We start from the raw sequence: 13,885 nt of genomic DNA, 5'->3' as shown, positions 1-13,885 counted from the left end.
GGCACACGGTCGGTCGGGCGGGCCGGTCAGGTGCCGCGCGTCGTCTTCTTCGCGGCGGTCTTGCCGGCCGTCTTCCTGGCGGTGGTTCCGACCGCCTTGGTGGTGGTCGCCTTCGCCGTCGACCGGGCGGCGACCGTCTTCTTCGCCGCCTTGCGCGGGGCTCGGACCTGCGGTGCGTCACTGATCCGTTCCGCGCCCAGGATCTCCCGCAGGAACTTGCCGGTGTGGCTGGCCGGCACGCCGGCGACCTGCTCGGGCGTACCCTCCGCGACGACGAGGCCGCCGCCGGAACCGCCCTCGGGGCCCATGTCGACGACCCAGTCGGCCGTCTTGATGACATCGAGGTTGTGCTCGATGACGATCACGGTGTTGCCCTTGTCGACCAGGCCGGACAGGACCGTCAGCAGCTTGCTGATGTCCTCGAAGTGCAGTCCGGTGGTCGGCTCGTCGAGGACGTAGACCGTACGGCCGGTGGAGCGCTTCTGCAGCTCGCTGGCGAGCTTGACGCGCTGCGCCTCGCCGCCGGACAGGGTGGTCGCGGACTGGCCGAGCCGGACGTAGCCGAGGCCGACGTCGTTGAGCGTCCTCAGGTGGCGGGAGATCGCCGGGACCGCCTCGAAGAAGTGCATGGCCTCTTCGATCGGCATGTTCAGCACGTCGGCGATGGACTTGCCCTTGTAGTGGACCTCCAGCGTCTCCCGGTTGTAGCGGGCGCCGTGGCAGACCTCGCACGGGACGTAGACGTCCGGCAGGAAGTTCATCTCGATCTTGATGGTGCCGTCGCCCGCGCAGTTCTCGCAGCGGCCGCCCTTGACGTTGAAGGAGAACCGGCCCGGCATGTAGCCGCGCACCTTCGCCTCCGTCGTCTCCGCGAACAGCTTGCGGATGTGGTCGAAGACGCCCGTGTACGTCGCCGGGTTGGACCGCGGGGTGCGGCCGATGGGCGACTGGTCGACGTGCACGACCTTGTCGACGAGGTCGTCGCCCTCGACGCGCGTGTGCCGGCCGGGCACGTTGCGCGCGCCGTTCAGCTCGCGGGCGAGGTGCGTGTACAGGATGTCGTTGACCAGCGTGGACTTGCCGGAGCCGGACACGCCGGTGACCGCGGTGAACACACCCAGCGGGAAGGACACGTCGATGTCCCGCAGGTTGTTCTCCCGGGCGCCGCGCACCGTGATGCGGCGCGACGGGTCGTGCGGGCGCCGCACGTCGGGCAGGGGGATCGACTTCTTGCCCGAGAGGTACTGGCCGGTCTGCGACTCGGCGTTGGCCAGCAGTTCCTTGAGGGAGCCGCTGTGCACGACCTTGCCGCCGTGCTCGCCGGCGCCGGGGCCGATGTCGACGATCCAGTCGGCGACCTTGATGGTGTCCTCGTCGTGCTCCACGACAATGAGCGTGTTGCCCATGTCGCGCAGCCGGACCAGGGTCTCGATCAGCCGGTGGTTGTCGCGCTGGTGCAGGCCGATGGACGGCTCGTCGAGCACGTAGAGCACGCCGACGAGGCCGCTGCCGATCTGGGTGGCCAGACGGATGCGCTGCGCCTCGCCGCCGGAGAGGGTGCCCGCCGCGCGGTTCAGCGAGAGGTAGTCGAGGCCGACGTCGACCAGGAACCGCAGCCGCTCGTTGACCTCCTTGAGGACGCGCTCGGCGATCTGCTTGTCGCGGTCGGTCAGCTTCAGCTCGCCCAGGAAGTCCGCGCAGTCGCTGATGGACATCGCGGAGACCTCGGCGATGGACTTGCCCATGACCGTGACGGCGAGGACGACCGGCTTGAGGCGCGTGCCCTCACAGGCGGGGCAGGGCACCTCGCGCATGTAGCCCTCGAAGCGCTCGCGGCTGGCGTCGCTCTCGGCTTCGCTGTGCCGCCGCTTGATGAACGGCACCGCGCCCTCGAAGGCGGTGGTGTAGCGCCGCTCGCGTCCGTAGCGGTTGCGGTAGCGGACCTCGACCTGGGTCTTGTGGCCGTACAGCAGGGCCTTCTTGGCGCGCTGCGGCAGCCCGGCCCACGGGATGTCCGTGCGGAAGCCGAGCGCGTCCGCGAGGGCTCCGACGAGGCGGTCGAAGTAGTCCTTGGTGTGGCCGTGCGACCACGGGTGGATGGCGCCCTCGTCGAGGCTCTTGTCCGGGTCCGGGACGATCAGCTCGGGGTCGACCTCCATGCGCGTGCCGATGCCGGTGCACTCGGGGCAGGCGCCGAAGGGCGAGTTGAAGGAGAACGAGCGGGGCTCCAGCTCCTCGAACGACAGGTCGTCGTACGGGCAGTAGAGGTGCTCGGAGTACATGCGCTCGCGTTCAGGAGCGTCCTCGGGGAGGTCGACGAAGTCGAGCACGACCATGCCGCCGGACAGCCCGAGGGCGGTCTCCACGGAGTCGGTGAGACGGCGCTTGGCGCTGTCCTTGACCGTGAGGCGGTCCACGACCACCTCGATGGTGTGCTTCTCCTGCTTCTTCAGCGTGGGCGGGTTGGACAGCTGGACGGTCTCGCCGTCCACCCGCGCGCGGGAGTAGCCCTTGGTCTGGAGGTCGGAGAAGAGGTCGACGAACTCGCCCTTGCGCTCGCGCACCAGCGGGGACAGCACCTGGAAGCGGCTCCCCTCCGGCAGCTCCAGCACCTTGTCGACGATGGCCTGCGGCGACTGGCGGGAGATCGGCCGGCCGCACTCGGGACAGTGCGGCTTGCCGATGCGCGCGAACAGCAGACGCAGGTAGTCGTAGACCTCGGTGATGGTGCCGACCGTGGAGCGCGGGTTGCGCGAGGTGGACTTCTGGTCGATGGAGACCGCCGGGGAGAGGCCCTCGATGAAGTCGACGTCCGGCTTGTCCATCTGGCCGAGGAACTGCCGGGCGTAGGAGGAGAGCGACTCGACGTAACGCCGCTGCCCCTCGGCGAAGATGGTGTCGAAGGCCAGCGAGGACTTGCCCGACCCCGACAGGCCCGTGAAGACGATGAGCGAGTCGCGCGGGAGGTCGAGCGAGACGTTCTTGAGGTTGTGCTCGCGCGCTCCACGGACGATGAGACGGTCGGCCACGCCGGTCCGCACCTTTCTTGAGGGAAGTGACAGGGGCGAGGCCCCCGTCCTTCTCAGACTAGGGGGAGCCACTGACAACGCCGGTTCGGGTTCACGGATCGTCAACAAACCCCGGCTTTCCAGCATGCCCGACGCCGCACCCGACCTTATAGCACGTGCATTCGATTCTGGCGTCCGGTTCACCTTCTTCACCCGAAGGTGTGACGCGGCTAGGGTCGGCGACATGATGGATCACGCTGATGACCTGGCGTCTGTACAGGCCGCTACCGAGCGGCTGCTCCACGCGGTCGGCGCACTGGACGACGCGGCTGTGACCCAGTCGTCACGCCTGCCCGGCTGGACCCGCGGCCACGTCCTCGCCCACCTGGCCCGCAACGCGGACGCCCTGGTGAACGTTTTGGAGGGCCGCCCCATGTACGCCTCCGCCGAGGCCCGGGACGCCGACATCGAGGCGGGCGCCCCGCGCCCTCTGGACGAGCAGCTCGCGGATGTACGGGCCAGCGCCGAGCGGTTCCGCGCGGCGGCCGCCGCCCCGGCGGACCGGTCCCGCGTCGTCGAACTGCGCAACGGCGTCACCGACCGCGCGGAGCGGGTGCCGTTCCGGCGCTGGATCGAGGTGGAGCTGCACCACGTCGATCTGGGGATCGGCTATGAGCTGGAGGACCTGCCGGCCGACTTCACCGACCGGGAGATCGCCTTCCTCGCGGCCCGCTTCACCGGCCACCCGGACGTGCCCGTGACCACCCTCTCGACCACGGACGGCCGCACCTGGACGACCGGCGGCGGAGCGGACGGCGGCCCGGTCACGGTCGAGGGGACGCCCGCCGGTCTGCTCGGCTGGCTCGCCGGACGCCGGGACGGCGCCGCCCTGACGGTGAAGGGCGGGGACCTGCCGAAGCTGCCGCCTCTGTGAGCTCGGTCCGTCGCCGCTTCCGGCGCTAGGCTGACGCCCATGACGTACAGCGGGCGGGTGACGGTCGGCGGACCGGCCGACGTGCACGAACTCAAGGACCTGATGATCACCAAGGTCGCGGTCGGCCCCATGGAGAACAACGCGTACCTGCTGCGCTGCCGGGCCACCGACGATCAATTGCTGATCGACGCGGCGGACGACGCCGACACGCTGCTGGGCATGATCGGTGACGACGGCATCGCGTCCGTCGTCACCACCCACCGGCACGGCGACCACTGGCAGGCGCTCGCGGAGGTCGTGGCCGCCACCGGCGCCCGCACCTACGCGGGCCGGTACGACGCCGAAGGCATTCCGGTCCCGACCGACGTGCCGGTCGACGACGGTGACGTCATCCGCGTCGGCCAGGTGGAACTCACCGCCCGCCACCTCGTCGGCCACACCCCCGGCTCGATCGCCCTCGTCTACGACGACCCCCACGGGCATCCCCATGTGTTCACCGGGGACTGCCTGTTCCCGGGCGGTGTGGGCAACACCCGCAAGGACCCGGAGGCGTTCGCCAGCCTGATGCACGACGTCGAGACCAAGATCTTCGACGTCCTCCCGGACGAGACCTGGGTCTACCCGGGCCACGGCAACGACACCACGCTCGGCGCCGAACGCCCCCACCTGCCGGAGTGGCGCGCACGCGGCTGGTGAGCGGGCGGCCGGCCCGCCCGGGTCACGTCCCGGCCAGCCCCGGACCCGCCAGCGCCGCGATCCGCTCCACCGCGAACACGTACCCCTGGACGCCGCACCCCGCGATGACGCCGTCGGCGCGCAGCGAGACGTAGGAGTGGTGCCGGAAGCTCTCCCGCCGGTGGATGTTGGAGATGTGGACCTCCACCACGGGCATGCCGTCGCAGGTGTTGAGGGCGTCCAGGATCGCGACGGAGGTGTGCGAGTAGGCGCCCGGGTTGATGACGATGCCGCAGTGGTGCAGCCGCGCCTCGTGGATCCAGTCGACCAACTGGCCCTCGTGGTTGGACTGGCGGAGGTCCACCGTGCCGTTGTGCGCGGCGGCCGCCCGGGCGCACATCGCCTCGACGTCGGCCGGCGTGTCGCGCCCGTAGATCTCCGGCTGCCGCTGCCCGAGCAGGTTCAGATTGGGCCCGTTGAGAATCATGATCGGGGCGTCGGCCAGGTTGCGGGGCACGTTTCCTCCGGTCCGTCGGCGGTGCGGTCCCTCGCCGGGACCGCTGATCGCACCCGGTCTATCACGCCGCGCCGGAGGCTCGTACGGCACTGCCGTCCGGCCGTGATGCCCGCTCGCATCGGGAAGTGCCCGCGGCCGCCCGGATGTCCGGGCGGCCCCAGGGCCCCTCGGTCAGGGGTTGATCGTCAGTTCCAGATAGGCGGCGAGCAGCACCAGGTGCACGCCTCCCTGAAGCGGTGTGGCCCGGCCCGGGACCACGGTCAGGGCGCTGACCACCACCGTCAGCGCGAGCAGCACCATATGGGTGTTGCCGAGTCCGAGAATGAGCGGGCCGGGCAGCCAGAGCGAGGCCAGCGCGACGGTCGGGATGGTCAGGCCGATGCTGGCCATCGCCGAGCCCAGCGCCAGGTTCATGCTGGTCTGCACGTGGTTGCGGTGCGCCGCGCGCACCGCGGCTATGGTCTCCGGCAGCAGCACCAGCAGGGCGATGATCACACCGACCACGCCGTGGCCGAGACCGACCGCCTCCACCCCGGACTCGATCGTCGGTGACACGCCTTTGGCCAGGCCGACGACGCCGACCAGGGCCAGGAGCAGCAGCCCCAGGCTGATCAGCGCGGTGCGTGTGGAGGGCGCCTCGACGTGCGCCTCGGGGGAGGGTTGCTCCCCGTGCTTCACGACCGGCAGGAAGTAGTCGCGGTGCCGCACGGTCTGGGTCGCGACGAACAGTCCGTAGAGGCTCAGTGAGGCGACCGCGGCGAAGGTGAGCTGGACGGTGGAGAACTCCGGGCCCGGCTTGCTGGTGGTGAACGTCGGCAGCACGAGGCTGAGAACCGCCAGCGTGGTCACGGTGGCGAGGGCGGCTCCGGTGCCCTCCGAGTTGAAGACCGCCGTCTTGTGCCGCAGCGAGCCGACGAGCAGGCTGAGTCCGAGGATGCCGTTGCAGGTGATCATGACGGCGGCGAACACGGTGTCCCGGGCGAGCGTCGCGCTCTTGTCCCCGCCGTCGAGCATCAGGGTCACGATCAGCGCCACCTCGATGACCGTGACGGCGACCGCCAGCACCAGGGAGCCGAACGGCTCGCCGACCCGGTGGGCGACCACCTCGGCGTGGTGCACGGCCGCCAGCACCGCTCCCGCCAGGACCAGGGTCACCAGCACGACGGTCCCGCCGGGCAGGTCCCTTCCCCAGGTCAGGGCGAGCAGCACGACCGCGAGCACCGGAACGGCGAGCGTCCAACGACCTGCCAGGGACTTGATCCGGTCCGTCATGCGGCGCTCGTCCCCGGCGTGTGGGGGCGCCGCACCTCGAGGACTGTCGACCACCGGGCGACCGTGGAGGGCGTCGGACCGGGCACCGCCGTACGGCGACCCCTTCCGCTCCGTGATCCTGATCGTCTGGGGGTCATCATGGTCACGCATGTCCTCCTGGTGTTCGTCGATTGCGGTCGGCGCCGCCCGGGGCGGCGCGCTGGAACGTGCGGGACCGGGAGCGAAGGCCGGCGGCATGCTGCCCTTCGCTCCCGGTGCCCGGTGTTCCCGGTGTCCGACGGGGTCAGGCGTCGATGTCGGTCTTCTCGGGGCTCCCTGCCCGCCCGGTGGCCGCCTCGGCCCGCGCCTGCTTCCGGGACGCCCGGAGACTGGTGATCGTGGTGACGATCAGCACCGAGCAGATCACGCCCAGGGAGACCGGAATGCTGATCTCGGGTACGTGCACCCCCGACTCGTGCAGGGCGTGCAGCACCAGCTTCACGCCGATGAAGCCCAGGATGATCGACAGGCCGTAGGACAGGTGGACCAGCTTCTTCAGCAGTCCGCCGATGAGGAAGTACAGCTGCCGCAGACCCATCAGCGCGAACGCGTTCGCCGTGAAGACGATGTACGGGTCCTGGGTCAGACCGAAGATCGCGGGGATCGAGTCCAGCGCGAACAGGACGTCGGTGGAGCCGATGGCGAGCATGACGACGAGCATCGGGGTCATGACCCGCTTGCCGTTCTGCTGGATCCACAGCTTGGTGCCGTGGTAGCGGTCGGCCACGCCGAAGCGGCGCTCGGCCGCCTTGAGGAGCTTGTTCTCCTCGAACTCCTCGTCCTCCTCGTCGGCCCTGGCCTCCTGGATGAGCTTCCAGGCGGTCCAGATCAGGAAGGCGCCGAATATGTAGAACACCCAGGAGAAGCTGGCGATGATGGCGGCGCCGGCGGCAATGAAGATCGCGCGCAGCACCAGGGCGATGAGCACTCCGACGAGGAGCACCCGCTGCTGGTACTGCGAGGGCACGGCGAACTTCGCCATGATCAGGACGAAGACGAAGAGGTTGTCGACGCTCAGCGACTTCTCGGTGATGTAGCCGGCGAAGAACTCGCCCGCCGGCTGGCCGCCGCCGAAGGCCAGCAGACCGAGCCCGAAGAGCGCGGCCAGAACGATCCAGACGATGGTCCAGATCCCGGCCTCCTTGACGGAGACGTCATGCGGCTTGCGGCCGATGAAGAAATCGGCGGCGATGAGGGCGCACAGGCCCACGATCGTCAGGACCCATACGTTCAGGGAAACATCCACTGCGCCTCCGGCAGTTGCGTCACACGGCAAATGTCAGCGTCGTCGCTGCCGGAGGTCTCTTCCACCCGGACCTGGGACGCTCGATGCGTCCCGATGGTCCTCGGGCCGACGCCCCGGGATCTGGCCTGATCCGTATTGACGGGGTCGCCGCACAGACAGGGAGTACTCCCCTCCGTGCGGCCAAGAGTACCCAATCACCAAGGGTTGGTAAAGAGATCGATAAAGAAAGATACAAAGGCCCAGGTGGGAGGGCTTTGCATGCCGTTGGTCAAAGGGGTCGGACGGTCATCTGCTCCAAGCGCGGCGTGCCTCGGCGACCTTGGTGAGGACCTGGCGGAGCACCTCGCTGCCCTGCGGCACCACCGGCGGCTCGTACGTCCAGGCATGCCCCACCCACGGGTCGGCGAGGTGGTCGTCGGGCACCGGGGTCAGTCGCAGCAGTGAGCGCCACAGCGGGTCCAGCAGCGGACCGTAACCCGCTGACTCCTCGCGGTCCGCGACCATCATCAGGTGGACGCCGACCGACGGTCCCTCGTCGACGAGGTAGCGCAGCTGGTTCACCGCCCGGTCGTCGAAGCCGTGCGGGAAGTCGTTGACGATCAGCAGTTGCTGCGAGGTGTCGAGGCCGGGCGGCAGCGCGTCCGGTGCTCCGCCGCGCAGCGCCATCTGCACCAGGTCGACCCGCTGGGTGAGCCGGGCCAGCACCTCCGTCACGCCCGCGGCGCCCTGGGCGGGCGGACCGGCGAGGACGCCGGTCCGGGTGAGCGGGGCCAGCGCCTGCGCGCCGGACCCGGCCGGATCGATGACGTGCACGGTGAACTCGCCGGCCGGGTGGACGGCGAGCAGCCGGGCGGTGTGCGCCACGGCGGTCTCCATGGCCAGGCGCCGCATGTCGTGGGAGTCGGTGAACGACCCGTCCAGGGAGTCGGTGCGCCCGCTGTCGATCCACAGTCCGCGCTCCAGCGGCAGGCGGAGCAGCATCGGGATGCGGAGTGGCTCGGCCTCGGGCAGCCGGAGGTCGCCCAGACGCAGCGCCATGGGTATCTCCATCGGCACCCGGTAGGCGTGCCAGCAGGGGGCGTCCCAGCGGGCGAACGCCGGGGGCAGGGCGGGCTCGACGACCTCGGACTCGGCGACGAGCTGGGCGACGTCCCGGTCGAGGGACGCCCGCGCCTGGTCGACGAGTCGCGTGTACCGCGCGCGGGCCGCCTCGCGGACGGCGTCACCCTGTCCGCCGATACGGCTGCGCGGGTCGGACAGGGCCTGCTCCAGCTCCTTGTCCATCCGCGACTCGGCGAAGTCCACGGCGCTGCGGTACGCGGCGGTGGTGCGGGCCAGGTCCTCGAACATGCCCCAGACCTGGTTGTAGAGCCGCTCCTCCATGGACCACCCGGTCGCGTCGCCCGCCACCGGCTGCGCGGGCCGTCCGGGCTGCGCCGGGGGCGCCGTGGGCGGGGACGGGGGCGGGGCGGAGGTCCGGCGCCGGGGGTGGCTGTAGTCGACCGGGCCGCCGGAGGACGCGTGCGGGCCGGTCGCGCCGCCGTAGGCGGGCTGCGGTCCGCCCTGCCCCGGGCCGCCGGCCGGCTGCCCGCCGTACGGCGGCACGGTGCCGGGGGCTCCCTGCGGCGCGGCGCCCTGGTCGGGGCCGACCGCGGGGGCCGCGGCCTGACGGGAGCGGTCGCTCTCGGACGTGCGGGGCGGGGGCGCCTGCACGGAGCGGGCGAGACCCCGGGCGACGGCCTCGTCGATGCCGGCCGCGAGCTGCCGGGCCTCGGACAGCCCCTGGTCGGTGAAGAGTTCGGCCAGTCCTCCCGCGTATCCCTGGCCGACGGCGCGTACCTTCCAGGCGTCCTGCCGCCGGTACAGCTCCAGCGCGACGACGGCCGACTCCAGGTCCAGGCCGGTGATGGTGTAGCTGGCGACCTCGGTGCCGTCCAGACCGGTGACGGCGACGAAGGGGGCCGCCACGGTGCCGAAGCGGGCAGGTCCCGCGCCGCCGTTCGCGGCGGGCAGGGCGAGGAGCACGCTGACGCGGTGGACCGCGTCGGTCATGGCGTCCAGGTCCACCGCGAGACGGTGGTCGGCGGCCGCCTGGCGCGACACCTCCAGGCCGGGCTGCACGGGGGCGCCCGGGTGGGCCACCCACTCCGTGCCGTGGATCCGTCCGTTCTCGTCGCTGAGCGCGGCGGCGGCCGCGACCGGCGTGCCGGCCGAGATCCGGATCTCCAGACGGGACTGGGACAGCGGGTGGTTCTGCCCCCGCACCAGTTCGGCCGTCATCGCCTTGGTCCCCCTGTGTCGCGTGGAAGTGTCGGGCGCGCCGAACCGGCCCCCGCGCGGGGGCCGGTTCGTCCGCGGGTGCCTGGCGGGTGCCTAGAGGACCGGCAGGATGGCCGGCATCAGGTCCTGGAAGGTACGGCCGTTGGCCGGGTTGCCGAGGGCCGTCATCGTCCAGCCCGAACCGGTGCGGTGCACCTTGGCCATGATCTGGGCGGTGTAGGGGCCGCCGCCGGCCAGCGTGTAGCGGGCGAGCTCCTGGCCGTTGGTCTCGTCGACCAGGCGGCAGAAGGCGTTCTGCACTTCCTGGAACGTCTGGCCCGTGAAGGAGTTCACGGTGAAGACGATCTGGTCGATGTGGACCGGGACGCGAGAGAGGTCGACGAGGATGGCCTCGTCGTCGCCGCCCTGGCCGACACCGCCGACGAGGTTGTCACCGGTGTGGCGCACGGAGCCGTCGTCGCTCACCAGGTGGCGGAAGAAGACGACGTCGACCGGCTGCTTGTCGGCGAAGAGGACGGCGGAAGCGTCCAGGTCGACCTCCCGGGTGCGGGAGCCGAACAGGCCGCGACGAGGGGCCGCCTGCCAGCCGAGACCCATGCGCACCGCGGTCAGGCTGCCGCCGTCGTCCTTCTGCAGACTGATGGCCTGACCCTTGGTCATGTTCACGGTCACGCGCTGATTCCCCTCTCGTACGTCCCCTGTTGCCGCGAAGACCGCGGTTGACCAGAACCCTACGCAGGTGCGCTGACAGCGACGTACCCCGGTCCGCACTTTGTGTCGGTCTTGCAACACATTCCGTGTGCGGACGTCAGGACAGGCCCGCCTCCTGCATCTGCCGCAGCTCCTTCTTCATCTCGGACACCTCGTCGCGCAGCCGTGCCGCGATCTCGAACTGCAGGTCGGCGGCGGCGGCCCGCATCCGTGTGGTGAGCTCCTCGATCTGCTCGGCGAGTTCGGCCGCGGGGCGGTCGGTGGGGACGGCCTCGGCGGCCTTGTCCTTGGCCCCCTTGGCGTTCTTCGCGCCCTTGGCGGCCTTGCCGCCGAGGGCGGGCACGGGCGTCCTGGTGCCGCCGCCGTCCTTCTTGGCCTGGCGGTAGCCCGAGCCGAGCAGTTGCTCGGTGTCGATGTCCTCGCGGGCGATCTGCGCGACGATGTCGTTGATCTTCTTGCGCAGGGGCTGCGGGTCGATGCCGCGCGCCTGGTTGTAGGCGATCTGCTTCTCCCGGCGGCGGTTGGTCTCCTCGATGGCCTTCTCCATCGCCGGTGTGATCTTGTCGGCGTACATGTGGACCTGGCCGGAGACGTTGCGCGCCGCGCGGCCGATGGTCTGGATCAGGGAGGTGCCCGACCGCAGGAAGCCCTCCTTGTCGGCGTCGAGGATCGCCACCAGGGAGACCTCGGGCAGGTCGAGGCCCTCGCGCAGCAGGTTGATGCCGACCAGGACGTCGTACTCGCCGCTGCGCAGTTCCCGCAGCAGCTCCACCCGGCGCAGGGTGTCGACGTCGCTGTGCAGGTAGCGCACCTGGATGCCGAGTTCGAGGAAGTAGTCCGTGAGGTCCTCGGCCATCTTCTTGGTGAGCGTGGTGACCAGGACGCGCTCGTCCTTCTCCACGCGCGTACGGATCTCGTGCACCAGGTCGTCGATCTGGCCCTCGGTGGGCTTGACGACGACCTCGGGGTCGACGAGGCCGGTCGGGCGGATGATCTGCTCGACGAAGCCGTCCGAGCGGGAGAGCTCGTACTGGCCGGGGGTGGCCGACAGGTAGACGGTCTGGCCGACGCGCTCCTGGAACTCCTCCCACTTCAGCGGGCGGTTGTCCAGGGCGGAGGGCAGCCGGAAGCCGTGGTCGACGAGGGTGCGCTTGCGGGAGGCGTCGCCCTCGTACATGGCGCCGATCTGCGGCACGGTGACGTGCGACTCGTCGATGACGAGGAGGAAGTCGTCCGGGAAGTAGTCCAGCAGCGTGTTGGGCGGGGAGCCCGGGGTGCGGCCGTCGAAGTGCATCGAGTAGTTCTCCACGCCGGAACAGGTGCCGATCTGGCGGAGCATCTCGATGTCGTACGTGGTGCGCATGCGCAGCCGCTGGGCCTCGAGGAGCTTGCCCTGCTTCTCCAGCTCCGAGAGGCGCTCGCCGAGCTCCTTCTCGATGTCGTTGACCGCGCGCTCCAGCCGCTCGGGGCCGGCGACGTAGTGGGAGGCGGGGAAGACGTAGAGCTGCTGGTCGTCGCTGATGATCTCGCCGGTGAGCGGGTGCAGCGTGGACAGCGCCTCGATCTCGTCGCCGAACATCTCGATGCGGACGGCGAGCTCCTCGTAGACCGGGAAGATCTCGATGGTGTCGCCGCGGACGCGGAAGGTGCCGCGGGTGAAGGCCATGTCGTTGCGCGTGTACTGGATGTCCACGAAGCGGCGCAGCAGCTCGTCGCGGTCGATCTCGTCGCCGACGCGCAGGGGCACCATGCGGTCCACGTACTCCTGCGGCGTGCCCAGGCCGTAGATGCAGGAGACGGAGGCGACCACGACGACGTCGCGGCGGGTGAGCAGCGAGTTGGTCGCCGAGTGCCGCAGCCGCTCGACCTCCTCGTTGATCGAGGAGTCCTTCTCGATGTAGGTGTCCGACTGCGGGACGTACGCCTCGGGCTGGTAGTAGTCGTAGTACGAGACGAAGTACTCGACCGCGTTGTTCGGCAGCAGCTCGCGGAACTCGTTGGCGAGCTGGGCGGCCAGGGTCTTGTTCGGCGCCATGACCAGGGTGGGGCGCTGAAGCTTCTCGATCATCCACGCGGTGGTGGCGGACTTGCCGGTGCCGGTGGCGCCGAGCAGGACGACATCCTTCTCGCCGGCCTCGATGCGCCGGGCGAGCTCGGCGATGGCCGCGGGCTGGTCGCCGCTGGGCTGGTAGGGGCTGACGACCTCGAAGGGCGCCACCGTGCGTTCGATCTGGGAAACGGGCCGCATGCCATCCACCGTACGACCCCCCACTGACAACGGGTCCGGGTCAGCGGCGCTGGGGGGTGCGGGAGCGGTGTTCCACGGGGCCGCGGGCGCGCAGCCGGGCTCGGACCGAGGGGTGGTGCGCCGGGGAGTGGGCGGGGATCCCGGGCAGGCGGTCGGCGGAGGGCGCCGGGGGCCGGCCCATGACCACCAGCGGGTCGAAGATCACCACGACGCCCGCGAGGACGAGGACGGCGAGCGGACCGACCATCATGGGGCCGAGCAGGGCGGCCGCGGACTCCCCCGTGTCGGGTTCGGCCGTGCCGTGCACGTGCACCTCGACGGCGGCCATGCCGATGTAGTGCATGCCGGTGACCGCGAGGCCCATGATCAGACTCGCGCCCACGCTCCACAGGAAGCCCTTGGCCTGACCGGCCGCCCACAGGGCGGCGCTGGCGGCGGCCATGGCGACGACGACCGAGGCGGCGACGGCGGCGGTGTTGTACTCGATCCGCCCGTCGAGACTCATTCCGGCCATGCCGAGGTAGTGCATGGAGGCCATGCCGAGGCCGGTGACGGTCCCCCCGGTGAACAGGGCCGTCCCGGTGGCGCCCTTGTAACCGACGATGAAGATGCCGACGCCCACCATGACGACGGCGACGGCCAGGCTCGCGAAGGTCATCGCGCGGTCGTAGTGGATCGGCGTCCCCTCGACGGTGAAACCCATCATCGCGATGAAGTGCATCGTCCAGACGCCGGCGCTGATGGCGGCCGCCCCGAGCGCGAGCCAGCCGGGCCGCCAGGAGCTGGGCGCCAGCCCGGCCCGGGTGGTGCAGCGCAGTCCGAGCGCGCCTCCCAGACAGGCCATGAGATAGGCCACCACAGGTGTTACCAGCCCGTAACTGAATCCGTCGACCGTGCCCTGCATGCGCGGCTGCCCTTCCGCCCTGTACGTCCCGCGTTGCCCGTTGTGCGCCCC

10 protein-coding genes are annotated in these 13,885 nt (G+C 70.5%); 2 read left to right on the top strand and 8 right to left on the bottom strand.

Features of this window, described 5'->3' with window-relative positions:
- Window positions 1–26: 26 nt before the first annotated feature.
- A complete protein-coding gene (gene uvrA / locus C1708_RS24775) occupies window positions 27–3,029 on the bottom strand; it encodes an excinuclease ABC subunit UvrA (RefSeq protein ID WP_106416475.1) in 3,003 nt (1,000 codons plus the stop codon).
- Window positions 3,030–3,252: 223 nt separating this feature from the next.
- Between uvrA and C1708_RS24770 the strand changes: the two genes are divergently transcribed.
- Window positions 3,253–3,942 (top strand): maleylpyruvate isomerase family mycothiol-dependent enzyme, encoded by a 690-nt coding sequence (locus C1708_RS24770; protein WP_106414746.1) that lies wholly within the window; start codon window positions 3,253–3,255, stop codon window positions 3,940–3,942.
- Between the two features lie 39 nt (window positions 3,943–3,981).
- Complete coding sequence (locus tag C1708_RS24765) at window positions 3,982–4,638, top strand: MBL fold metallo-hydrolase (RefSeq protein ID WP_106414745.1); 657 nt, start codon at window positions 3,982–3,984, stop codon at window positions 4,636–4,638.
- Window positions 4,639–4,660: 22 nt separating this feature from the next.
- On the opposite strand, the gene aroQ is transcribed toward C1708_RS24765, so the two are convergent.
- The 7 genes from aroQ to C1708_RS24730 form a co-directional block, all read right to left on the bottom strand.
- Entirely contained in the window at window positions 4,661–5,134 is a 474-nt protein-coding gene (gene aroQ, locus C1708_RS24760; RefSeq protein ID WP_106414744.1) for a type II 3-dehydroquinate dehydratase, read from the bottom strand.
- A gap of 171 nt (window positions 5,135–5,305) precedes the next feature.
- Window positions 5,306–6,406 carry a calcium:cation antiporter gene (locus tag C1708_RS24755; RefSeq protein ID WP_106414743.1) on the bottom strand — a complete coding sequence of 367 codons (1,101 nt, stop codon included), beginning with the start codon at window positions 6,404–6,406 and terminating at the stop codon, window positions 5,306–5,308.
- Between the two features lie 283 nt (window positions 6,407–6,689).
- Entirely contained in the window at window positions 6,690–7,691 is a 1,002-nt protein-coding gene (locus tag C1708_RS24750) for a TerC/Alx family metal homeostasis membrane protein (RefSeq protein WP_106414742.1), read from the bottom strand.
- A gap of 285 nt (window positions 7,692–7,976) precedes the next feature.
- Window positions 7,977–9,971: a TerD family protein gene (locus C1708_RS24745; RefSeq protein ID WP_106414741.1), complete on the bottom strand. Its 1,995-nt coding sequence runs from the start codon at window positions 9,969–9,971 to the stop codon at window positions 7,977–7,979.
- Between the two features lie 93 nt (window positions 9,972–10,064).
- Window positions 10,065–10,643, bottom strand: coding sequence for a TerD family protein (locus C1708_RS24740; protein WP_106414740.1), 579 nt, complete (start codon window positions 10,641–10,643; stop codon window positions 10,065–10,067).
- Window positions 10,644–10,779: 136 nt separating this feature from the next.
- Entirely contained in the window at window positions 10,780–12,930 is a 2,151-nt protein-coding gene (uvrB, locus tag C1708_RS24735; protein ID WP_106414739.1) for an excinuclease ABC subunit UvrB, read from the bottom strand.
- Between the two features lie 40 nt (window positions 12,931–12,970).
- Window positions 12,971–13,834, bottom strand: coding sequence for an MHYT domain-containing protein (locus C1708_RS24730; protein ID WP_106414738.1), 864 nt, complete (start codon window positions 13,832–13,834; stop codon window positions 12,971–12,973).
- Between the last annotated feature and the right edge of the window lie 51 nt (window positions 13,835–13,885).

Origin of the sequence: Streptomyces sp. DH-12 (genome assembly GCF_002899455.1) — a bacterium.
GTDB lineage: Bacteria > Actinomycetota > Actinomycetes > Streptomycetales > Streptomycetaceae > Streptomyces.
Note: the sequence above shows the minus strand (reverse complement) of the source record. Positions and strands in the feature narration are given on the sequence as shown.